The 24,786-nt window shown below is 44.5% G+C and carries 18 protein-coding genes; 1 reads left to right on the top strand and 17 read right to left on the bottom strand.

The annotated features are described in order from the left end of the window. Positions 1-12: 12 nt before the first annotated feature. From miaA to NQ541_RS13130, 13 genes are all read right to left on the bottom strand, one after another. Positions 13-1,017 (bottom strand): tRNA (adenosine(37)-N6)-dimethylallyltransferase MiaA, encoded by a 1,005-nt coding sequence (gene miaA / locus NQ541_RS05315; RefSeq protein ID WP_005610081.1) that lies wholly within the window; start codon positions 1,015-1,017, stop codon positions 13-15. Further along, a complete protein-coding gene (gene mutL / locus NQ541_RS05310) occupies positions 983-3,124 on the bottom strand; it encodes a DNA mismatch repair endonuclease MutL (RefSeq protein ID WP_005610082.1) in 2,142 nt (713 codons plus the stop codon). Before mutL ends, miaA begins: the two co-directional genes overlap by 35 nt. A gap of 26 nt (positions 3,125-3,150) precedes the next feature. Continuing rightward, positions 3,151-5,802, bottom strand: coding sequence for a DNA mismatch repair protein MutS (gene mutS, locus NQ541_RS05305; RefSeq protein ID WP_330362689.1), 2,652 nt, complete (start codon positions 5,800-5,802; stop codon positions 3,151-3,153). A 156-nt stretch (positions 5,803-5,958) separates the two neighbouring features. Then, entirely contained in the window at positions 5,959-7,722 is a 1,764-nt protein-coding gene (locus NQ541_RS05300) for a 1-deoxy-D-xylulose-5-phosphate synthase (protein WP_005610084.1), read from the bottom strand. Positions 7,723-7,725: 3 nt separating this feature from the next. Further along, positions 7,726-8,115, bottom strand: coding sequence for a MerR family transcriptional regulator (locus tag NQ541_RS05295; RefSeq protein ID WP_044905482.1), 390 nt, complete (start codon positions 8,113-8,115; stop codon positions 7,726-7,728). 102 nt (positions 8,116-8,217) lie between these two features. After that, positions 8,218-9,537, bottom strand: a complete 1,320-nt coding sequence (locus NQ541_RS05290; RefSeq protein ID WP_005610088.1) for an MATE family efflux transporter — start codon at positions 9,535-9,537, stop codon at positions 8,218-8,220. Between the two features lie 155 nt (positions 9,538-9,692). Further along, positions 9,693-10,949, bottom strand: coding sequence for an ABC transporter permease (locus NQ541_RS05285; protein ID WP_005610089.1), 1,257 nt, complete (start codon positions 10,947-10,949; stop codon positions 9,693-9,695). A 12-nt stretch (positions 10,950-10,961) separates the two neighbouring features. Then, a complete protein-coding gene (locus NQ541_RS05280; protein ID WP_005610091.1) occupies positions 10,962-12,689 on the bottom strand; it encodes an HlyD family efflux transporter periplasmic adaptor subunit in 1,728 nt (575 codons plus the stop codon). Continuing rightward, entirely contained in the window at positions 12,676-13,368 is a 693-nt protein-coding gene (locus NQ541_RS05275; RefSeq protein ID WP_005610092.1) for an ABC transporter ATP-binding protein, read from the bottom strand. Before NQ541_RS05275 ends, NQ541_RS05280 begins: the two co-directional genes overlap by 14 nt. Further along, positions 13,368-14,693, bottom strand: coding sequence for an efflux RND transporter periplasmic adaptor subunit (locus NQ541_RS05270; protein WP_005610093.1), 1,326 nt, complete (start codon positions 14,691-14,693; stop codon positions 13,368-13,370). Before NQ541_RS05270 ends, NQ541_RS05275 begins: the two co-directional genes overlap by 1 nt. Positions 14,694-14,715: 22 nt before the next feature. Next, entirely contained in the window at positions 14,716-14,883 is a 168-nt protein-coding gene (locus NQ541_RS05265; protein ID WP_155813739.1) for a hypothetical protein, read from the bottom strand. 64 nt (positions 14,884-14,947) lie between these two features. After that, on the bottom strand, positions 14,948-16,915 hold the full coding sequence (gene thrS / locus NQ541_RS05260; protein ID WP_005610095.1) for a threonine--tRNA ligase: 1,968 nt from the start codon (positions 16,913-16,915) through the stop codon (positions 14,948-14,950). 629 nt (positions 16,916-17,544) lie between these two features. Further along, positions 17,545-17,727 (bottom strand): hypothetical protein, encoded by a 183-nt coding sequence (locus tag NQ541_RS13130; RefSeq protein ID WP_081442928.1) that lies wholly within the window; start codon positions 17,725-17,727, stop codon positions 17,545-17,547. A gap of 35 nt (positions 17,728-17,762) precedes the next feature. Between NQ541_RS13130 and NQ541_RS05250 the strand changes: the two genes are divergently transcribed. Beyond that, entirely contained in the window at positions 17,763-19,286 is a 1,524-nt protein-coding gene (locus NQ541_RS05250; protein ID WP_005610099.1) for an aminotransferase class I/II-fold pyridoxal phosphate-dependent enzyme, read from the top strand. A gap of 465 nt (positions 19,287-19,751) precedes the next feature. On the opposite strand, the gene NQ541_RS05245 is transcribed toward NQ541_RS05250, so the two are convergent. The 4 genes from NQ541_RS05245 to NQ541_RS05230 all read right to left on the bottom strand — a co-directional run bounded on the left by NQ541_RS05245 (position 19,752) and on the right by NQ541_RS05230 (position 24,711). Continuing rightward, a complete protein-coding gene (locus tag NQ541_RS05245) occupies positions 19,752-21,488 on the bottom strand; it encodes a carbohydrate-binding domain-containing protein (RefSeq protein WP_081442929.1) in 1,737 nt (578 codons plus the stop codon). 51 nt (positions 21,489-21,539) lie between these two features. Then, on the bottom strand, positions 21,540-22,232 hold the full coding sequence (locus NQ541_RS05240; protein ID WP_005610105.1) for a DUF4956 domain-containing protein: 693 nt from the start codon (positions 22,230-22,232) through the stop codon (positions 21,540-21,542). Then, a complete protein-coding gene (locus tag NQ541_RS05235) occupies positions 22,225-22,935 on the bottom strand; it encodes a polyphosphate polymerase domain-containing protein (RefSeq protein WP_005610106.1) in 711 nt (236 codons plus the stop codon). Before NQ541_RS05235 ends, NQ541_RS05240 begins: the two co-directional genes overlap by 8 nt. 291 nt (positions 22,936-23,226) lie before the next feature. Next, positions 23,227-24,711 carry an AAA family ATPase gene (locus NQ541_RS05230; RefSeq protein ID WP_005610107.1) on the bottom strand — a complete coding sequence of 495 codons (1,485 nt, stop codon included), beginning with the start codon at positions 24,709-24,711 and terminating at the stop codon, positions 23,227-23,229. Between the last annotated feature and the right edge of the window lie 75 nt (positions 24,712-24,786).

Below are 24,786 nucleotides of genomic sequence, written 5' to 3'. Positions count from 1 at the left end.
TTTCCTCTTCTTTTACCTGATTATCTCTTTTTTTCTGAGCTGATCCAGCATAAATGTGATCAGCTTGTCTTCATCTCTTCCGACAATACTTTTATCTATCCAGATCACATCCCGTTCTCTTCTGAACCACGTCAGCTGACGCTTTGCGAAATGCCTTGTATCCCGCTGGATGATCCTGACTGCCTCTTCAAACGGATATTCTCCTTCAAAATAGCCGAACAGCTCTTTATATCCAAGCCCCTGCATGGATACGTTTTCCCGTTTCAGCCCGCGTTTTCGCAGTGCCTCCACTTCTTCGGGCAGTCCCTGCTCCATCATTTTTTCCACACGGCGGTCGATCCGTTCATATAACCTTTTTCTCTCATCTGTCAGAACAAAATATGCGGACCGGTATGCAGCTTCTTTTTCCCGTTCTTTCTCATTATGCTCAGAAATTTTTGTTCCCGTCTGATGATAAAATTCCAATGCACGGATCACCCGCTTCACATTATGACAATGGATCTGGCCGGCTGATTCCGGATCTGCCTCCTGAAGCAACTTATGGAGATACTCTTCTCCTTTTTCCTCCGCGAGCTGCTCCAGTTCTTTCCGGTATGTGTGATCTGTCTCATTTTCCGTAAAATCTATATCATACAGAAGTGCCTGGATATAGAAACCTGTCCCGCCTACAACGATCGGGATATGACCACGTTCATAAATCCCCTTCATTGCCTCCTTTGCCAGTTCCTGAAAACGTACTACGTTAAACTCCTCTTCCGGTTCCAGCACATCGACCAGGTGATGAGGAACTCCTTCCATCTCTTCCGGTGTGATCTTGGCCGAACCTATGTCCATTTCTTTGTATACCTGCATGGAATCTGCTGAAATAATCTCTCCGCCTACAGCTTTTGCAAGTCCGATGGAGGCAGCAGTTTTGCCGACTGCCGTCGGACCGGTCAGAATAATCAGCGGCTTCTTTTCTTCTTTTTCCACTCTGTTCTCCTTATACGATTCGCTTAAATTTCTTTTCAAGATCATGCTTTGTCATGGCAATGATCGTCGGTCTTCCATGAGGGCAGTGATATGGATTATCCAGGGTCAGCAGTTCAGCGATCAGCTCGTCCACCTCCTGTGCAGACAATCGGTTATTTCCTTTGACTGCCGCCTTGCATGACATGGATGCCACTTTTTCATCAATCAGTTCCGGTGTCATTCCCGTGGACAGTCCGTCTGCCAGATCATCCAGCATTTCCATCAACAGTTCCTTTTTTGCAATGCTGAACAGATTGTCCGGCACTGCACGTACTGCATATTCTTCCCCGCCAAACGGTTCGATCTCAAATCCGATCCTGGTAAACCGGTCCAGATTTTCATTCAGAAGCTGTGCCTCCTGCATGGATAAAGACAAAATGATCGGAGGGCTTAAATACTGGGAAGTAAACTCTCTGGTCTTCATTCCCTGCAGTGTCCTTTCATACAGTACTCTCTCATGTGCCGCATGCTGATCGATAATATACAATTTATCCTGAAACTCAACCAGCCAGTACGTATCAAAGACCTGACCGATCAGTTTATATTCCGCACGTACTTCCCGCTTCAGGAAATTTTCTTCAAATAAATCCATCTGCTTTGGCTTTTCTTTCTGTTCCTGCACTCTTTCACTGATCCGCTCCATCTGCTCATCCTGCCGGAAGATTCCATTTTTATCCGAAACTTCCGCAGAAGATGAACGGTTATGATAAGACAGAACTCTCTCCCTCATCTTTCTGATAAAATAATCCTCATCCCTGACTGTAGCTCTTCCGGTTCCGGCATTGTCCGGCACCGGATCCGGCTGTACCTGCGTGCCTGCGGTGCTTTCCATGCTCTGTACTGCTCCGGTTCTCTCCTGATCTCCTGTCGGCTGCATGACTTCAGAATTTTCTGTATGTTCTGCCGGTTGTGCTGCCCCGGTTCTCTCCGTGGATTCTGCATCTTTCTTGGTATACGGATTCTCCCCGTAAACTGTCCGGCTTTCTCCTGCCATGGATGCAGAAGCTCTCGGACGCAGAAGAAAAGGACTTTCCTTTCTTCTCTCAGCTTTCTCTTCTGACCTGCGTTTCTCCTCTTCCATCCTGACAGCTACCGGTTCCGGTACTTCTGCCCGCTGAATCAGCTCCGGCTCAAGCAGCGTTCGATGCACTGCCTCAAAGACTGTCCCGTATACCTCCTGCTGCTTCTGAAACCGCAGTTCCATTTTTGTCGGATGAACATTGATATCGACTTCTTCCCCGTTTAAATGAAAATGAAGTACTGCAAATGGGAACTTATGCTGCATAACAAAATCCCGGTACGCATCCTCCAGTGCCTTTGAGATCATTCCGCTTTTTACATAGCGTCCGTTCACGAAAAAATTTTCAAAGTTCCGGTTTCCCCGGGTAATGACAGGCTTGCCAAGAAATCCGGTGATACGCAGTCCTCCTTTTTCATAATCCAGTTCGATCAGATTCGCAGCAACGTCTCTTCCGTAGATCTGATAGATCACATCCTTCAGCTTTCCATTCCCGGAAGTCCGTAGTTTCTCCTGTCCGTTATTAAGAAACTGCAATGCCACCTCAGGATGTGAAAGTGCAAGATGCATCAGCAGATCCTGGACATGTCCCGCTTCGGTCATCGGAGTCTTTAAAAACTTTCTTCTCGCAGGCACATTATAAAAGAGCTGATGCACAAGGAATGTCGTTCCATCCGGTGCACCTGTCTCTTCCAGGGAAACCTCTTTTCCGCCTTCAATGACATACTTTGTTCCGAGATCGCTGTCCTTCGTCTTGGTGATCACTTCGGTTCTTGTCACTGCGGCAATGCTTGACAATGCTTCTCCTCTGAACCCCAACGATGCAATATGTGACAGGTCTTCCACCGTCTCGATCTTACTGGTCGAATGCCGGAGAAATGCACTTTTCACTTCTTCTTTCGGGATTCCGCATCCGTTATCCCGGATCCTGATAAAGGAAATTCCCCCATCTTTAATCTCCACCGTCACGGATGTAGAACCTGCATCAATGGCATTTTCTACAAGCTCTTTTACAATTGAGGCCGGTCTCTCGATCACCTCTCCCGCTGCGATCTTATCGATCGTGATCTGGTCTAATACATGAATATGCGGCATCTTTTCCTCCTTTTCATCCGGTCCGGCTACCAGCGGTTCTTCAGTTTGTTCTGAAGCCGGTACAATGTATTCAGTGCATCAATCGGTGTCAGATTGGTGACATCAATCTCCTTTAATTCGTTCAGCACATCATCATCCTTTACCGTATCAAATAAAGACATCTGTGCAATATCCACTTCATCATATTTTTTGGATCTGCCCTTTTTCTTTGCTGTATGTTCCCTTGCAGCGATCTCGCTGACCCGGCTGGTAATATCTTCGTCACTTAACTCTTCCACGATCTCTTTTGCCCGGTTGATCACCAGATCCGGAACTCCTGCCAGCTTTGCCACCTGGATTCCATAACTCTTATCTGCACCGCCTTTTACAATCTTACGCAGGAAGACAATATCGTCCCCTTTTTCCTTGACTGCAATGCAGTAATTATTCACATTTTCGATCTTTCCTTCCAGCTCTGTCAGCTCATGATAATGCGTGGCAAATAACGTCTTTGCACCTAATAATTTACTGTCACTGATATATTCTACAACCGCCCATGCGATGGAAAGTCCGTCAAAGGTACTCGTTCCTCTTCCGATCTCATCCAGGATCAGAAGACTTTTCGATGTCGCATTCCGAAGAATATTCGCCACCTCTGTCATTTCCACCATGAACGTACTCTGTCCGGATGCCAGGTCATCCGATGCCCCTACACGGGTAAAGATCCGATCCGAAAGTCCGATATTCGCACTCTGTGCCGGAACAAAACAGCCCACCTGTGCCATCAGAGCGATCAGAGCTGTCTGACGCATATAAGTGGATTTTCCTGCCATATTCGGTCCCGTGATAATGGAAATCCGGTTCTTTTTATCATCCAGATACGTGTCATTTGAAATGAACATATCATTCGGGATCATTTTTTCCACAACCGGATGTCTTCCTTCTTTGATATCAATAATTCCTTTTTCATTGATCTTCGGGCGTACATAATGATTCCGTTCTGCCACAAGTGCCAGAGAGGTAAATACATCCAGTCCTGCGACCGCCTTTGCCGTCTTCTGGATCCGCTCCACCTGGGCTGCGATCGTCTCTCTGACCTCACTGTAAAGTTCATACTCCAGTGCATACAGTTTATCTTCTGCCCCCAGGATCATATCTTCAAGTTCTTTTAATTCCGGAGTAATATAACGCTCCGCATTGGCAAGCGTCTGCTTGCGGGTATAATAATCCGGTACAAGATCTTTATAGGAATTTGTGACTTCCAGATAATATCCAAATACTTTATTATACTTGATCTTGAGATTTTTAATTCCGGTCTTTTCCCGTTCATCTTCCTCCAGCTTCGCAAGCCAGTCTTTTCCATCCGACTTGGCTCTCCGCAGCTTATCTACTTCTTCATTATACCCTTCCCGGATAATATTTCCCTCTTTCATTGCGATCGGAGGCTCTTCCCGGATCGCTTTCGTCACAAGATCGCACAGATCTTCCAGTGCGTCCAGATCTTCGTAGATCTCCTGCAGCAGAGGTACTTTCATCTCCTCTAAAATATAACGGATCGGTGGCAGCATCTCAAGAGAGCTTTTAAATGCCGTCAGATCCCTCGGATTTGCCGAACCATAGGTAATCTTCGTGATCAGACGTTCCAGATCATAAACCGGGGAAAGATATTCTCTGATCTCTTCCCGTGAAATCGCCTGTTCTTTTAATTCTTCCACCGCATCCAGCCTTCGGTTGATCTCATTTTTATCAATCAGAGGCTGCTCCACGAACTTTCGCAGGGTACGTGCTCCCATGGCGGTTCTCGTCTTATCCAGCACCCACAGAAGGGAACCTCTTTTCTGCTTTTCCCGGAGTGTCTCGCACAGCTCCAGATTTCTTCTTGTCGAGCTGTCCAGCATCATATATTTTCCCGTTACGTATGGAGTCAGATGCGTCAGGTTGGAAAGGGAATTTTTCTGCGTTTCCAGCAGATAAGTAAGTAATGCCCCTGCACTGATTACACCACAGTCATAATCCTCCAGCCCCAGTCCTGCAAAACTTGAAACCTTGAAATGCTCCAGCAGTTTCTCCCTGCACATGGCATCATCAAAATACCAGGAATCCAGAGAATAAATTGTAATCCCCAGTTTCTCTTTCATCGTATCCAGATCCATACCGCTCATATAAAAAGCCTCATTGCAGATGATCTCCGATGGAGAGAATTTATAAATCTCATCCATCAGCCTGCTGCCGTCCGGAAGTTCCGTCACAAAATAATCTCCTGTAGAAATATCTGCAATGGACACTCCGTACCGGTCTGCAATATAGACAATGCACATAATATAATTATTCTTCGTCTCATCCAGTGCCTGCGTATCCAGGTTCGTTCCCGGAGTTACGATCCGCACGACCTCACGCTTTACGATTCCCTTCGCCTGCTTTGGATCTTCCACCTGCTCACAGATTGCCACTTTGTATCCTTTGGCAACCAGCCTGTTCAGATATCCTTCCACCGCATGATAAGGGACTCCGCACATTGGGGCACGTTCTTCCTGCCCACAGTTTTTCCCGGTCAGTGTGATCTCCAGTTCTCTGGATGCAGTCAGTGCATCCTCAAAGAACATTTCATAAAAATCGCCTAAGCGATAGAAGAGAATGCAGTCCTGATACTGGGACTTGGTCTCCATATACTGCTTCATCATTGGTGTTAACTCAGCCACATTCAAACTCCTTCATCTGTAAAATCTATTTTTGCATACAAAATGCGGTCCAAACCATACCAGATGGTTTTTCCTGCACAGATAGCATCATAAAGTAAAAAAACCGGAAAGAAAACCCATTAAAAAATGGGTTCTTTCCGATGTATTATAGCATTTTTATCTTTTCTGTTCAACCTGCATTACATCATCTGCAATCTGTTCTGCAGTCAGATGATTTTCCAGCAGTATCTCTTTCACGTCATACCGGTCAATGAACTCTTTTTTCAATCCGTAGTTCAGAACCTTCATGTCACTGTCGCCATAGAAACGTGCGATCTTCTCTCCAAATCCACCATTGAGGATTCCATCTTCCAGCGTGACCACGATATCATGATCTTTCTTCAGTTCTTTCAGGAGTTCTTCATCCAGCCCTGTAATATAATATGGATTGATCACTGTCGGTACAGTTCCTGTCTTTTCCCCGATCAGGTCTGCTGCCTGTCCTGCAAGTCCGTAGAATGTTCCAAGTCCGATGACCGCAACTTTTGAACCTTTTCTCGTCACTTCATACTGATCCAGTCTTCTGAAATCCTTTTTCACTTCTTTTCCGTCTGAGATCATTGCACCACCCGGAAGTTTGATCGCAACCGGATACTCTGTCTGCTCCACGCTCCAGTCCAGCATGGCAAGATACTCTTCTTTTGTTGTCGGTGCAAGATAGACTAAATTCGGAATATTTCCAAGCATCGGCATATCCTGCAAACCTAAATGAGTCACATCATTCATTCCATAAACAGAACCTGCAAAAATCACGATCGTTGCCGGATTTTTATCAATGCATAAATCCTGGGAAATCTGGTCAAAAGTTCTCTGTATAAAGGAACTGTAAACTCCATACACCGGCTTCCCTCCGTTGGCTGCGATTCCTGAAGCAAGTGCCACGGCAGTCTCCTCCGCAATTCCCACATCCACGAACTGTCTTCCGGCTTCTTTTCTTTTATCTTCTGTAAATCCCATGACTGTCGGTGTTCCTGAAGTGATCGCAACAACCGTCGGATCTTCTTTCATCTTTTTCAGAAGATAATCTCTCGTCACAGAAGAGTAATCTTCTCCGTCTGCCGGATAAAGAGGCATTCCGGTCTTCAGATCAAACGGAGCATTATAATGCCACTGCTCCTTGTGCTGCTCTGCAGGGGCATATCCCTTTCCCTTCAGCGTATTGATATGAACGACCACTGCATGGTCTGTATCTTTTGCTTTCTGAAATGCCTCGATCAGAGCGGCTGTATTATTTCCTTCGTTTACATAAATATAATCCAGTCCCATTGCCCTGAACAGATTGCAGTCTGCCTTGCCGTCTGTCTCCCGCAGAAGTTTTAAATTCTGGTAAAGCCCTCCATGGTTCTCTGCTATGGACATATCATTGTCATTGACTACAATAATCAGGTTGCCACCAAGCTCTGCAGCATAATCCAGTCCTTCCAGTGACTCTCCGCCACTCAGAGATCCGTCTCCGATGACTGCGATCACATTCCCTTTTTCGTCTTTCAGGTCTCTTCCCTTTGCAAGTCCGCAGGCAAGGCTGACCGAAGTAGAGGTATGACCTACCGTAAAGAAATCGTGTTCACTTTCACCCGGATTGGTATATCCTGATACATCATCATAATGTTCTTCATACAGATAGGCATCTTTTCTTCCCGTCAGCATCTTATGTGGATAGCTCTGGTGTGATACATCGTACACGATCTTGTCCTTTGGTGATTCAAATACATAATGCATTGCAATGGTTGCTTCTACCATACCAAAATTCGGTCCAAAATGTCCTCCATGCTTACTTGCCCTGACAAGCAGTGCCTGTCGTATTTCCTCTGCAAGAACCGGCAGTTCCTCCAATGTCAGTTTCTTTACATCAGCCGGTCCGTTGATCTTCTCAATATACATTTTCTAATTCTCCTCTTCTTTTTCCCAGGACAGGACTCCTGTCTCTACTGCTTTCTGATAACGTGATATTTTATATTTCAGCCGTTCCATCGTTGCATTGATCTGTCGCCGCTGTTCCTCCAGCACTTCATACTGTTCCTGTAAAAGATCTCTGCGTGCCTCGATCGTACTGTCCCCCATCTGGTACAGTCGCACATATTCGATCAGTGCCTCGATCTGGACACCGGCACTCCGCATACATACTGCCTGTTCTACCCAGCCCAGGTCTTTTTCCTGATAATCCCGGATTCCGCCCGGTGTACGCGGAACCGGCGGGATCAGACCGATCCTTTCATAATATCGCAGCGTATCCTGGGAAATCCCGTATTTTTCACTGACTTCCTTGATCGTCAACATCGATCACCTGCCCTTTCTTTTTTCACAAGAACTATAACACTTGGAGTCAGCTCCAGGTCAAGAGGATTTTTCTATTTTTCTTTTTTCATCCTGTTTCCTTTATATTGTCTGTTCTCTTTTTAAAAAGTTCCTATAAAATCCAACTCCGATCACAGAGGTAAGCAGCTCTGTTACCGGGAAAGTCAGCCAGAAATACTGCAAACCGAATCTTGAAAAAATATATCCCAGCGGCACAAAAAACAACACGGTTCTCACGATCGTCAGTACCGAACTCTTCACGGCATATCCGATTGCCTGGAAAAAGACCGGAAAGATCAGGGAAGTGACCATAAAAATAAAACTGATCCCGATGTAATGGAATCCGTTCGTTCCTATTGCAATCACCTCGCTGTCGCCGGAGAATACAGCCAGCATCTGTCCAGGCAGAAACTCAAAACACAAGGTACCAAGAAACATCAGACATTCTCCCATGATCAGAGAATCTTTCAATACAAGCCTGCACCTTTTTATATCCTTCGCTGCATAATTATAACTGATCACCGGAACAATGCAGGTCTGTAATGCTCCCAATGGAATAAAAAAGAAGGTCTGCCACTTATAATATAATCCCAGTGCGGTAACTGCCTGGTCTGAAAATCCCGCCAGGATCAGATTCAGTCCGAGAATGTAGAGCGTATAAGCTGACTGCATAATGATATTGGGGATTCCAAGCTGATAGATTCTTTTTATATAACCGGAATAGCAGGATCTCCTGGGCGGTCTGTACCACGCTTTTTTCATTACGATCAAGGCTGCCACGATCTGTCCTGACACCGTTGCTACTGCTGCACCGGAGATTCCCATTTCAGGCATGCCCAGCATTCCAAAGATCAGAAGCGGATCCAAAATGATATTGACGACTGCACCTGCGATCTGAGCGATCATTGGTGTCCTCATATCGCCCTCTGCCTGCAGGATCTTACTCCAGATTCCCTCCGTAAAAAGACCAATGCTGAAAAGACAGACGATCCTGCCGTATGCCACCACATCCCGGATCACTTCCGGGGAATCTGTTGACATACCGGCATATGCCGGCAGCGTAACATAGCAGACTGCTGCAAAAATAATCCACAGGATCAGTCCCAGCGGTGTACCAGTTCCCGCCACCTCTTCTGCTTTTTTCTTCTTTCCGATTCCAAGATAATACGCCATATCAGTATTGATACCGACTCCTGTTCCCACTCCCAGTGCGATCATGAGAAGCTGCACCGGATAGATGATCGACAATGCCGTAAGTCCGGTCTCCGAATACTTTCCTACAAAAAAACTGTCTACAATATTGTATAATGCCTGGATCAGTTGTGCCAGCATGACCGGTGGTGCAATTTTTAACAGGATCCTGCTGACCTTTTCTGTTCCGTAAAAATCTGATGTTTCCATAAAACCCTCTTTATTATTTAGCAAATCAAGTTTTCCTTCATTTACAATAGAATAACACAGATATTTATATTTTTAAATGTTGTGTGCGTTTTCATTTACTTTTATAAATATCTGTGTTACCAGTTGAAAGCATTTTTCAATTTTTATCTTATCTCTTATTCATACCGTAACGCGTCGATCGGGTTCATGTTGGCTGCTTTCACCGACGGAATCAGTCCGAAGATTACTCCGATCAGCGTAGAGAACAGGACTGCCACTACAATTGCTGTACCGCTGATCGCCACAGGCACAGCGGAAACTCCCGAGATAATATACGCCAGTGCGATTCCCACCGCAACACCGATGATTCCACCAAGCAGAGTCAGTACTGCTGCCTCTGTCAGGAACTGGAACAGGATTCTCTTTTTTCTTGCTCCCAGTGCCTTTTTAAGTCCGATCTCTCTTGTACGCTCTGTGACCGATACAAGCATGATATTCATAACTCCGATTCCTCCTACTAAAAGAGAAATACTGGCGATCCAGATCAACTGCTGGTTCGTCGAATTGCTGATCTCCTGGATCTGGGTTGCCTGCTTCAGCAGATCTTCCCCTTTATATTTGATGGAATCATCGGATACAGACAGATAAGAATTAAGGATCTCTGCTGCATCTTCCCCTGCTTTTGTCATATCATCCGTCGATGTGGCACGTACTACCACATTCTGTGGTTCATCATACTGATACAGGGTCGGCCATACTGTATCAGGAACGCAGACCATTCCACTTCCATCATTTGATATATAGCGATTGTAATCATCCATGGAATTGATCACCGGCTGGGATGCCGCTTTTCTGGCAATCAGACCGATCACCGTAAACGGTTCTCCTTTCATTTCAATCGTCTTTCCGATCACATTCCCGTCCGGGAACAGATTGGATGCAGAAGTCTTGTCAAGCAGTGCAACTTTTCTGTTCTCCAAAAAATCTTTCTCTGAAAATCCACGTCCTTTTGTAATCTGATAACCATATACATCCAGATAATCAGAGTCTACTCCCATGATCGTTCCGTTGGAAAGGGACTGGGAGCCGTTAAAGACGGCATCATATTCATTTCTTGTATAGTAGAGTGCTGCTGTCTCCACTGCATCAGATTCTTTTATTTCCTCCAGTACATCCTTACTGATCACCGGTACTCCGTCCGGGACATTTCCATAGCTCAGATCAATCGGCCATTCTCCCTGGTAAAGCTGGATATTCACTGCATTATTTCCTGCTCCTACCAGATTTTCCTTGATCTGTTCATTTGTTCCCTTGATTGTTGATACAATTGCAATGATCGAGCCGATTCCTATGATGATTCCAAGCATCGTCAGAGCAGATCTTAATTTGTGGTTCCAGATTCCCTGAAACGCAAGTCTGATATCTTCCAGCATAGAAATCCCCCCTTACTTATAATCATATAATGTATCTGTCGACTTTGTCTTCGCACCTTCCCGAACATCTCTTCCATATGGAAATGCAATCTCGTCATCCAGGCTCAGACCGGATACAATCTCCAGAGAACCGGATACATTTTTTCCAACTTCGACATACTGCTTTTTCAATTTCCCGTTATCACCCTTTTTATATACATAATATTGGTTTCCGTCTTCCCTGACAAACATCTGCTCAAGATAGATTTCATCCTCATCCTGGGAAGAAAGATCATCAATACTCAGATTTACTCCGTCTCCATTGGAAAGTTCCGCGTCCCCATGGATCACTGCTGTGAATGGATAATAAGAAAGATTTTCATTATTTCCGTCCGAATATCCTGTTGACGGTGAACTGCTGACTCCGCTGATCGTCGCCTCATAAGTCATCCCGCTGGTCCATGACGTAACAGTCACAGTCATTCCCTCTTTGATCTTATCAAATGCTGTCTCTGCCACACGCCCTGTCACATAAAATCCATCCTCACCTACAACACTGATGATCGGTGTATTTTCCAGTCTTGCTGTCTCTTCATCCGTCACCGATTTTACGGTTCCTTCCACTGTACTGGTTACGATCGCATTGTCTACCTTTTTTTTCAATTGCTTCAGTTCCAGTTCGGCTGTTCTCTGCTCCAGTTCCAGCTCTTTTAACCGTTCTTCCTTCTCCTGAATCTCTTTTGCCAGCTCTTCTTTTGTAGGTCCATCTGAAATTCCCGGATCATCCGGTTCAGATGGATCTTCCGGCTCGGACGGTGTATCCGGTTCGTCCGGTACATCCGGTTCAGATGGTGTGTCCGGCTGGTCTGGCTGAACTGGCTTGATGATCTGACCATTCTTTCCATCCAGTGTCCATTCATAAAGAATCCTGGTCGGATTATCCTTATCATCTACCACCTCAAATGTGCAGATTTCTCTATTTTCCAGCACTTTCAGCATAAACTGTGCATGAACCGTCACCCCAGGTGCACAGAGATACCGGTAAGGTTTTTCTTCTGTTCCGTCACCATCCTCATTGTACGGAACGGACTCTTCCGTAATCTTATCATAAATCTTTGTTCCCTTTAATTCTTCCGGGAAGGGTTTACCGGTCTCTTTTCCATCTGTCACCGTTGAATCCTGATCCGATCCTGCCGTTCCGGTATCCGTATTTCCTTCCCGAGCAGTCATATTCTGCCTCTGCACTGATGCTGTTGTCCTGCTCTTCCCTGTATCTGCGTTTACGACTGTATCTGTTCCTGCCGCACTGGTCTTCACAACTGTATTGGTCCCTGCTACATTTCCTTTTGCAACCGCTTTTGTTCCACGCAGTTGCTTCAGTTCTGCTTCAATATTCTTACGGTTTAAGGCAATTCCCTCAATCTCCATCTGCTTCATTTCTTTTTCCATCGTTGCCAGAGTTGTATCATAAGCAACCAGACGATCCCCGATCTTAACCGTATCTCCGGCTTTAACATAGACTTCTTTCACAGTAAGAGATTCATCATAATAGATATCCTGGTTCATATTCGTTGTTACAGTTCCGTAATCAGAGATTTCAGAACCGCTGGACCAGCCACCGGAATTCATATTACTGACAGGAGCTACTTTTACCGCTTTTCCGCTTCCCTGCACAGCCGCAACAATGATCCCGGTCAACAGGACTGCTGCCGCAACGCCGGAAACCGAACCGATCAGGATCTTTTTCTTATTCTTTTCCATTCTCCTGCTCCTCTCCGTCCTTCAATCTTCCATCTTTGATCATCACCATCCGGTCAGCACACCCTGCGATCTGTGCATCATGTGTGATCATCAGCACTGTCATTCCTTCCTGATTCAGTTCTGAAAATAATTCCATGATCTGCCGTCCCGAAACCGAATCCAACGCTCCCGTAGGCTCATCTGCCAGCAGAAGATCAGGGCCGGTAACGATTGCTCTTGCGATGGCCACACGCTGCTTCTGTCCTCCTGATAACTGCGTCGGTCTGAAATCCAGGCGATCCCCAAGTCCGACCCGTTCCAGTGCTGCCTTCGCCCGCTCCATCCGCTCTTTTTTGGATACATTGGAATAAAGAAGTGGCAGTGCTACATTATCCAGTGCTGTCTGTTTTGGCAGCAGATTAAATGTCTGAAAGACAAATCCAATGGAGCGGTTTCTGATCTGTGCCATTGTCCGGTCGTCAAAATCCTTCAGGTCTGTCCCGTTGAGCTGATAGACCCCGGAACTTGCCACATCAAGACATCCGATGATATTCATCAGAGTCGTCTTTCCTGAACCCGAAGGTCCCATGATCGCAACATATTCTCCGCGTTCTACCTGAAAGCAGATATCTTTCAAAACAGGGACTGTCAGTTTGTCCTGAACGTAATCTTTATATATATGTTCTAACTTCAGAAGCATTATTCGTCCTCCATTCCTCCATCTTTCTGCAGATTTTCAGATGTCCCGTCTTCCGGTTCTGCCTCTGTTCCATCTTCCGGCTCTGTTCCTGCAGTTCCATTCAGTTCATCTTCACTGATTCCACTTTCATTATTCACTGCCGTATTTTTTACAACCGCTGCACCTTTTTTGCAATCTTCGCTTGGCCACACGATATAATCCGTATTCTTCAGTCCGTCCAGTACTTCCCAGGTATCCATATCCTCATTTTTCTCACCCAGTTTGATCTCTCTCTTTTCAAGGCGGTCATTCTTGCCTGCCACCCATACATATGGAACATCAGAATCTGCATCTACGATATAGGAACTCATCAGCCACATACCAGAATCTGTCTCACTTCCTGTTCCGGGTTCAACATAGACGTGCTGTCCGAGCATCAGCCCTTCACTTTTCTCCAGTGTCACGTAAAATGGATATTTCGTTGCCTGCTGGGAACTGTCAGAACCGGAATAATAGCTGTTCTGAGAACCACTCTCCGGCTTTTCCGTATCAATAGAATCCACTGTTCCCTTCCATATCTGCGTCTCATCCACTCTTGAACGAATCGTCACTTCCATTCCCGGTGAAAGATTTCCAATATTCTGCTCGCTGATCTTTCCTTTGATCCGGTATTTTCCTGTAGAAAGAATACTCATAAACGGTTTCTTTTCTCCGGTAACATCATCATATCCCTGCTCCTCGTTAATTTCCTGAACGATTCCTGAAATCGTAGATGTCACAACAGAAGATTCCAGGTTCTTTTTCATACGGTTTACTTCCAGTTCTTTTACTTTATAATTGTATTCTTCCTGCTTCACATTGGTCTGAAGTTCCTGGATCTGAGTCGTATAAGATAACTGCTCACTGGCCGGGGCATTCTTTTTCTCCGCTGTCAGGGTCGCAATCTGGTTATTCAGGTTGCTGATACTGTTATTGATCTTATCCAGCTCCAGATTTCTCTGTTCCAGTGTCATCGCAAGCTCTTCTGTATCGAACTCATACAGCTTTGTCCCAGGCTTTACTTCCTGCCCCTTCTCCACAAAAATCTCTTTTACTTTCTGATCATCTGAAAGCGTCAGTTTCAGAGTATCCTGTGCCTCCACAACGCCGGAAAACCGGTTCTGAGTCCCCAGTCCTGTTCCCGTCAGCATACCGACGGAATCTGCATACAGCACATCTTCTCCGTTCCCGCTTCCTTTTCCGGTCACTGCCCTGATCACCAGAATCACGACCAGAAGTACTGCCAGTATGATCCCCGCTATTATCAGCATCTTTTTCTGCTTCAGGCTCAATTTCTTTTCTTTCACTTGCCTTTCCCTCCTTTTAAGATCACAGCCATTCCCAGGATCTGTTAGTTTCAGTATATCTTATCTCCCCTGTAAAATCACTTGAAGAATTTCTTAATTTTCTCCGCTGACTCTTAATTTTTTCATTGTCTGCGTAAAGATAAAAAACTCCTTCCGGAAATATCGTAACATCAGTTTCTGACATTTCCAAAAGGAGTTTCTCATCATTTACCGGACTTCCCCTCATCCGGACAATCTCTTAAAAGCAGAGCATTTTATCTCTTTTTTTCTTCCTCCGGCAGTTCTTTGCGGATCTCTTTTGTACGGATTTCTTTACAGATCGCATCAATAAATTCATCCAGGGATTTTGTTCCTTCATTTCCTGCAAACCGGCTTCTGACAGATACGGTTCCATCTGCCTCTTCCTGCTGTCCTACAACCAACATATACGGAAGTTTATCCAGTCTTGCTTCGCGGATCTTGAATCCGATCTTTTCTGAACGGTTATCTACCGTCACATCAATATCATTCTTTTTCAGTTCTGCACATACTTTATTTGCATACTCCTCATACTTTTCAGAAATAGGAAGTACACGCACCTGCTCCGGGCATAACCAGGTCGGGAACTTTCCGGCATACTTCTCGATCAGCCATGCAAGTGTTCTCTCATAGCATCCCATGGAAGTTCTGTGAATGATATACGGACGTACTTTATCTCCGTTCTGATCGATATAATACAGATCAAAGTTTTCAGCGATTGCACAGTCAAGCTGGATCGTGATCATTGTATCTTCTTTGCCATATACGTTCTTTGCCTGAATGTCGATCTTCGGACCATAGAAAGCTGCTTCTCCGTCAGCCTCTACAAATGGAACGCCCTTTTCACGCAGTACTTCACGCAGTGCTTCCTGGGTTCTGTTCCAGTAATCCTCATCCCCAAGATATTTCTTTTTATTTGCCGGATCCCATTTTGACAGACGGTAGGTCACATCATCCTGAAGTCCCAGCGTCGATAATACATAATAAGCAAGATCAAAGCAGTTCTTCAGCTCTTCCTCTGCCTGATCCGGACGGATTACATTATGTGCCTCTGTGATCGTAAACTGACGGACACGTGTCAGTCCGTGCATCTCACCTGAATCCTCGGAACGGAACAGTGTAGATGTCTCACTCATACGATATGGAAGATCACGATAGGACTTCTGCGTATTCTTATATACATAGTACTGGAATGGACAGGTCATCGGGCGGAGTGCAAAAACTTCTTTATCTTTTTCTTCATCACCAAGAACGAACATTCCTTCTTTGTAATGATCCCAGTGTCCGGAAATCTTATACAGATCTGATTTCGCCATCAATGGTGTTCTTGTACGGACATAACCCCATTCTTTATCTTCCAGATCTTCAATCCATCTCTGCAGTTTCATAATCATTTTTGTTCCCTTTGGCGGGAATAACGGAAGTCCCTGTCCGATTACATCTACTGTTGTAAAGAGTTCCATCTCACGTCCCAGCTTATTATGGTCACGACGCTTTGCATCTTCCAGTTTTTCAAGATATGCATTCAGTTCTTCCTTTTTATTAAATGCAGTTCCGTAAATTCTCTGAAGGCGTGCTTTATCGGAGTCTCCTCTCCAGTATGCCATGGATGAAGAAGTCAGCTTAAATGCCTTGATTCCTTTTGTTGTCATCAGATGAGGACCTGCACATAAATCAACAAATTCTCCCTGATCATAGAAAGAGATTTCTTCCCCTTCCGGAAGATCTTCGATCAGTTCTACTTTGAAAGGCTCATTCTTTTCCTGCATGAATTTAATTGCTTCTTCTCTTGGAAGTGTATATCTCTTCAGCTCATGTCCCTCTTTGATGATCTTCTTCATTTCCGCTTCCAGCTTATCCAGAGTCTCTCTTGAAAATGGTTCTGCCTCAAAATCATAATAAAATCCGTCTTCAATTGCCGGCCCGATTGCAATTTTTGCATCCGGAAACAGTCTCTTTACTGCCTGTGCAAGCACATGAGATGCTGTATGGCGGATCACCTTCAATCCCTCCGGATCACTTGCTGTGACAATATTCAGTTCACAGTCACTGTCAATCACTGTCCTGAGATCTACGATCTCTCCATTCACTTCTCCTGCACATGCAACTCTTGCAAGTCCGCTGCTGATATCGGCTGCAATGTCATACACCGATTTTGCTTCACTGTACTCTTTCACTGAACCGTCTTTTAATGTAATTTTCATGTTCCTGCTTCCTTTCTTTGTTCATTTTCCCGTGTCAGGGAAATTCATGGATCAGAAAACAACAACATGAAAAAATCCCTGACACTGCATCTCTACAATGTCAGGGACGATATCTTCATCTACCGTGGTTCCACCCGTCTTCATCTTTTCCTCTCCGGCACTCTGCATATCTGCTAAAGCCGGCTTATCAAAAAGAAAAGATCTCATTCATGATGATAACGGAATCACCGGACCGGATTAGGGTCACTCAGAGCTGGTCTTCACATAAGTTCCATCAAAATGCTCCCACCAAATGCACTTCTCTCTGCGACTTCTACTTATGCTACTCGTCTCTTCAACGCTTTATTCGGTGTTAATTGTAACCTCTTTTTCTGTATCTGTAAAGACCCTTTTTTTCTTTTTTTCATGTCCTTTATCACGAATTTTTTTACGGTTCTTTTTGCGAATCCGGAATTGAACTTTTCTTTTTTGAACTTTTACATTTCCCATTTTCAGTTTTTATATTGAACTTTTTTCTTTTTTATGGTATGATCTCTTCATGATTTGAACTTTTAGGTTCTGAAATTGAACTTATATTCATATCATAATTTGGATCTGTTGATCCTGCCATCATTTTAATGATGTCAGGCTCAAAAGGTCTGAAACCACGTGTGCTTGCACACTGGTGGTAGAATGACCTTGAGACCCGCCCCGATATGAGCATAAAAGTGGGGCGTAAGCACCATGATATGCGAATAGCGGGTAGGATTGTGGGAGTGCGTAGCACGAAACAATCCGTTGGCATCATTGTTGGGGGTTTTTGACCCCAACATCTTTTAATATGAATTTTTATAGAAAGGATGTTTCTATGGTTACTTTTTCTGACCGGCTAAAATCTGCAATGGAACAAAAACATCTCAAGCAGGTGGATCTCATCCGCATTGCTTCACAGCAGGGCGTGAAGCTTGGGAAAAGTCATATCAGCCAGTATGTAAGCGGGAAAACGATTCCCCGGAATGATATCCTTCATTTTCTGGCAGATACGCTGGAAGTAGATGCCGGATGGCTGAGCTGTAAAACGGCAGAAGATCCTGCTCCGACCGGTTCCATTTCACATTCCACCTCTGCTCCCGAAAAGAGTCAGCAGGAAATTCTAAATCCAGGAGGTAATAATACGATGCGAGAATTTAAAAAATCATCCAAATTGAATAATGTACTTTACGATGTCCGCGGTCCGGTCGTAGACGAGGCCGCAAAAATGGAAGAACGCGGCACCCATGTCCTGAAACTGAACATCGGTAATCCTGCTCCTTTCGGATTCCGCACACCCGATGAAATCATTTATGATATGAGTCACCAGTTATCTGACTGCGAAGGATATTCCGCTTCACAGGGACTTTTTTCTGCACGAAAGGCGATCATGCAGTATGCCCAGTTGAAAAAGCTCCCTAATGTAACGATCGATGACATTTACACCGGAAACGGGGTCAGCGAATTGATCAATTTAAGTATGTCTGCTCTTTTGGATGACGGGGATGAGATTCTGATTCCTTCTCCTGATTACCCACTTTGGACCGCCTGTGCCACACTTGCCGGCGGAAAAGCCGTCCACTATCTTTGCGATGAACAGTCCAACTGGTATCCTGATATCAGCGACATGAAAAAGAAGATCAATGACCGCACGAAAGCTCTTGTCATCATCAATCCGAATAACCCGACCGGTGCTCTTTATCCAAAAGAGGTACTTCAGCAGATCGTTGATCTGGCAAGAGAACACCATCTGATTATTTTTTCTGATGAGATCTATGACCGCCTTGTTATGGACGGACAGGAACATATTTCGATTGCATCCCTTGCACCGGATCTGTTCTGCGTGACGTTCAGCGGACTTTCCAAATCTCATATGATCGCAGGTTTCCGTATCGGATGGATGATCTTAAGCGGAAATAAATCAATCGCGGCAGATTATATTGAAGGATTAAAAATGCTTTCCAATATGCGTTTATGTTCCAACGTACCTGCACAGTCCATTGTGCAGACTGCTCTCGGCGGTCATCAGAGCGTGGAAAGTTATATCGTTCCCGGCGGTCGTATTTATGAGCAGAGAGAATATATCTACAATGCTCTGACCGATATTCCAGGTATCAGTGCCGTAAAACCACAGGCAGCATTTTATATGTTCCCGAAGATCGATACAAAGAAATTCGACATCGTAAATGATGAAAAATTTGCTCTTGATCTCCTGCGTGACAAAAAACTTCTGATCGTACATGGTGGCGGATTTAACTGGAAAGAACCGGATCACTTCCGTGTTGTATATCTTCCGAGAATTGAGATCTTAAAAGAAGCCGTCGAAAAGATCGGCGACTTTCTGAGTTACTACAGACAGTAATTTCTGTATCCGGTCGTTTCATTTTTTATTGAATACAGATTTATAAAATGCTCACTTCCCGGGCGAACCGATTTTCTGTTCATCCGGGAAGTTTTTCATACCAGGCTATTCAGGATGAGCTGCCAGCAGCAGGTTCTCTGTATACCCGGTCATCTTTATTTTCCTACTGAAATATTATTTCTCCGGCATTTTCGCTGATGTATCCCACACAGTTCATTTCCACACGCCCACAGTAAAAAAACAACTCCGGCAAACCAGTAATCTCTGTCGTAGGAACTGCTTCTTCCTGAAATTGTGATGATTCCTCTCACCAGACAGCCCACAGTCAGTGTTGCAATCCATACAACGTATAACCAATCCCAAAAGACAAAAGCGAAACTCCTCCAATTTTCAGGATTTCTCTGTATAGGAAACTGTATGCTGTCTTCAGGGCTGCTCCCTTTCCCTGATTTTCCGCATATCCGATCACGGTTGCCCATTCTGACCGTCCATTCTTGGGCCGCCCTGTCCCGGTCCCTGCATGCTCTGCCCTTCTGAATAAACCAGGCTGCTCATCGTAATTTTTTCACTTTCCAAACCGGTCGTAAGAGTATAGGCTGCCCCCTCTTCCAGTTCCTCACAACTGATCACAACAGAATTAAAATCCCTGACCGGTGTATAACTTACCAGCACCGTTCCATCGGTATCTTTCAGTGTAATTTCACCACTCTGATCTGTATCCAGATTGATGAGCATCGTTCCCTGCGTAGAATCTGATCCAAAATTCTGTGCCATTCCGCTCATGCCTGCTGCAACGACTGTTCCACCTGTGATGGTCGCTGTTCCGTCATAATCCAAAGCTCCGTTTCCGTCATCCCCGGGACCTGATACATAGATCACACCACCACTCACGCTGAAATCTCCATTACTGTCAATTCCGTCACCTTTTGCATCAATTTCAATTGTTCCGCCAAGGATATCGATATATGCATCTGAATCTTCCTGAAAAGTATTTTCACCAGGACGTCCCATACTGCTTTGATCGTTTCCTCCCGCTGCATTCAATCCGTCGTCACTGGATACAATTTTGATCGTTCCATCCTGTATCGTCACACTTTGCCCTTCAATTCCTTCATAGCAGTTCGTTATATCAATTTTCCCATCCAGTACAACGGTCTGGTCATCTGCATGGATTCCATCATCTCCCGAATTAATGGAATAAGTGCCTCCGCAGACATATACATTTCCGTTACAATGGATTCCATCATCCGCCGTGGCAAGCTGATATGTTCCATCTTTCAGAATGACATACTTTTGTGCCTTGATTCCCTTCGTACTGGTATCTGTCTCTGTGGAGCTGGTAGAAATATCAAAGCTTCCTCCGTCTGCCTGCACCACATAGGAAGAAGAAATTCCATCTCCTCCGGCAGCCAGTGTAAGAACACCTCCGGTTATATAAACAAATCCTTTTGTATCTTCATCTGTATCCTCACTGTGGATCGCATCTGTACCGGAAGTAATCGTAAATGTTCCATCTGCAATACGCACACTTTCTTTTCCTGAAAGTCCCTGCTTTTCTGACTGAATCTGATAGACTCCTCCGGTAAGAACAAGATCATCCTTTGAGACAATGCCATGGGCAGCAGAGGTGATCTTTAAAGTACCACTTCCATTCAATGTCAGATCTTCCCGCGAAAAGATTGCTCCGTCAATATTTGTATCCTCATTTCCAGTAAAAGAATTGGATACAATTTTATTTGTGCTACCATCTGCGAGGGTTATAAAGACTTTGTCTGCCTGTTCCACGCAGATTCCTGCCCCCTCTTCGTTTATAATGGATACATTTTCCAGGATCAGTTGTACTTTTTCCGTTTTATCTGTATCAACGACAACACTTCCATTACTTAGCGAACCGGTCAGAAGATACGTTCCACCTTCTGTAATCGTTACAGTCTGTCCGTCCATTTTTACTCCGTCACTGTCGCATTTTGTTTCTTCATCCGAAAGACTGATCGCAGTACATTCACTTTCATCATACTCTGTGTCTCGATCTCGTTCAGTAAACATATCCTCTGTATCTAAAATCGCAATATCACTTTCTGATATGATTGTATTTTCTGATCCGGTCGTTCCGTTTTTTGCTGAATTTGAAGTCCCCTGGGAGCATCCCGTCAGTTCCAATGCCCCTGCCATCAGTACGATAATCATATATTTTCTTTTCATAGAGTTTTCCTCCATTTCATTACAATCTGCCTGCCTCCTTCAGATATATTTTTACAGGCTTGTAGTTGTGGTTTCCTGATTTTTCACCATGATTTCCAGATTCCCATTTCTGCACCGCAAATGGTCGATCATTTCTTTTTCCTTTGAAGTATCTTTCAGGCTTAACTGATAGGTCAGTTTGAAAAGACTTCCCATATTGGTGGTCTTTACTTCTGTCAGTTCATAACGGCTCGTATACGCCTCAAGCAGATCATCAAAAACTTCCGTATAGTCCAGATCCTCCGGGATCGTGATCACCATGGTCTTCTCACTGCCTGCGTTCTTTTCCCATGCACGGATCTGCACATAGAGAGCCATGACTAGAGAAAGGATCACCGTATAAAGCACTGCATACCCCAGATAGCCCATCCCACTTACCAGACCTGCTCCCATGGCAATAAAAATCGCTCCGATCTCTTTTGCACTGCCCGGCACACTTCTGAAACGAACAAGACTGAAAGCTCCTGCCACTGCCACTCCTGTTCCTACATTTCCATTTACCATCATAATGACGATACATACAACTGCAGGAAGAATTGCCAGCGTCCTCACAAATCCTGCATTATATTTTGATTTATATGTATAGGCTGCCGCAAGCACGATTCCAAGTAGCAGTGAGACTACCACGCAAAGCAGAAACTGATATACCGGGATCACCGTCACTGTACTGCTGTCAAAAATTCCTCCAAATAAGTTACTAAACATAATTTATTTTTCCTTCTCTTAATAGTGTTCTGTATGCATTTCCGTATTTTGAATACGATGTACGGAACATTTTATTTTCTGTAAGAAAATGACTCAGCCATAAAGGAATCGCATGCCCCACTTTTATTTCCAATAATGACTGATCCTCGTCCAGCAGGCTTCTTCCATAGATCGGACTGCTCAGGTCAAGATCTTCTGTTCTCCATAAAATATTCTGATCAAATGTCATCCGCAGTTCATGATCTTCTTTTCCATAGAATGCCTCACGCTCATAGGACAGCCACATTGCCGGGCGGATTCCCTGGTAAAGTCTCAGAGCATAATCCAGTTCTTCTCCGATCTGACTTTCCCCGACAACCCGTTCGCCCCGGCAAAGATACTGGATCGCTTTTTCGTATTCCGTACAGATTCGCCTTTTGTAGACGACTTTTTTATACTTCTTCTTTAACTCGATAAATGCCTCACCTGCCGGCTCTGCTCTTCCATAGGTACGGAGCCGCACTTTTTCTTTATATACTTTGTTCTCTATGGATCTGCGGATCAACAAATACTGTGGTGTGTCAAAATACAGATTACAGATGGTACTTTTTCCATATTCATCCGGGATCATGTACTCTTCCATCACGTTCTGTAAAAGCTCTTTCTGCTCCCGGGTCAGCAGATATTTATATTCATAACGTTTAAAAACTTTTTGCACTGCCATTGTTCTTTCCTCCTTACATCCTGCATTTTATCGGTCGTACCTTAAATCAACTTTAAATTACTTTTAAAGACACAAATACTACACATATTGCATCCATACAGTCTGCACATTGGTGTAAATGCAGAATTTCCTGGCACTGGCAGCTTTTTCTGTGTGTCCGGGTATAAAAAAAAGATCTGAAAATCATTTTTATGATCTTCAGATCTTTTCCTGCCCTGCCACCCGGGTCTTTTCTTACTTTCTATTCCGGCTTGCTTTCTATTCCGGCTTGCTTTCTTTTTCTGATTTCAGTCAGTCCAGCAGCTCTTTTACCATTTCTGCATCAAATACAACTTTCTTTTTCTGTTCCACTTCAATCTGATATAACGCATTTGCCGCAATATGCTCTGCCGCCTGCTCCAGATCACGGATTCCTGTTGTATCGGAATACAATTCAATCACCTCATCCAGTGCTTCGTCTGTCATGATGCACTCTTCTTCTCTCAGGCTCATACGTTTCAGTACTTTTGGTAATGCAAATTTAGAGAATATGATCTTCTTTTCCTCCGGAGTATAGTCCGGTATATCAATCACCGCAAAACGTGACATTAGCGGTGCACTGATCTGATCCTTATCATTCGCCGTTGCGATTGGATAAACACCTACAGTCGGAATCATACACTCCATATAGTTATCCGTAAATCCAAGATTATCAAGAAGTGTCAGAAGCACATCTGCCGGATTTCCATTTCCCTTTCCTGAAGCTGCCTTATCAAGCTCATTGATAATAAACACAAGATTCGACTCACCCGCCATGGAAAAGGCCTCCATAATGATTCCTGGCTTCGCATTGGAATAAATACGGGAACTTCCTGTCAACTGTTCAGGGTCATTGATCGAACTCATATCCAATGTTGTCCACGGTAATTTTAAAATACGTGCCACCGCATAGGCAATCTGAGATTTTCCGGTTCCTGCAGGACCTACCAGCAACAGTCCGTATGCCGGCAATGTATGTGTTCTGTTGATCTGAATGATCGTCTCGATGATCCTTTGCTTTACGCGTTCCATTCCATAAAGCTCTTCATCCAGAATCCTTCTTGCCTCTTCGGGATCAATGGCTTCAAAATAATCATTTTTCCATTGAATATTCATCATAATGGATAATGCCCGCTGTGCATGACGACGTTCTTCCTGCGACACCTCATGGGAACGTGCCACAGCAAGATTTCTTCTCGCCCAGAGACGGATATTATCCGGTAGCGTCCTTCCTGCACAGGTCATGAAATCAGTAATACTCTGAATACTGGTCAGCTTCATGTCATCCCCGTTCTCTTCTCCGTCTTCATCTTCTACTTCTTCCGCAGGTGCATTGCTTGCAAAAAGTCTCTCAATCATAAACTGCAGGAATCCATCCTCCGCAGACAGCTTCGTACCGCCACCAAATGCGATCTCCCTGATACGATACACGGCATATCCGCTTTCTGTATTCTTTCCTGATAAACGCACATTGATATGATTTTCTCCCAGCCATTTCAAAAGGCTGACAAACCGTGCATCCACAAGCAGAATATCCGCACTTATCGTTCCTCCGTCTTCATCAAATTCAAAAGCAGTCTGCTTACTCTGATTCGTGAAAATCCCACAGGAATGGTGATTCCACTCCTTTTTACTGTTATCCAGGACAAGGATCGGATTTTCAATGGACGCATGATCCTCATTAGATGAGAACGTGGTATATGTACATACAACCGGCTTTTTATCATCCGGTGCATTATTAAAATCAAATACTGGCATCTTCTGTACTCCTTTTTCACTTTCATTTTTCTTATTATAGCAAGAAACTATCAGATCTGTCCAGTCAGCCGGACG

The organism is [Ruminococcus] lactaris ATCC 29176, from assembly GCF_025152405.1.
GTDB classification, from domain to species: Bacteria; Bacillota; Clostridia; order Lachnospirales; family Lachnospiraceae; genus Mediterraneibacter; species Mediterraneibacter lactaris.
This window is presented reverse-complemented; position numbering and strand designations above follow the sequence as displayed.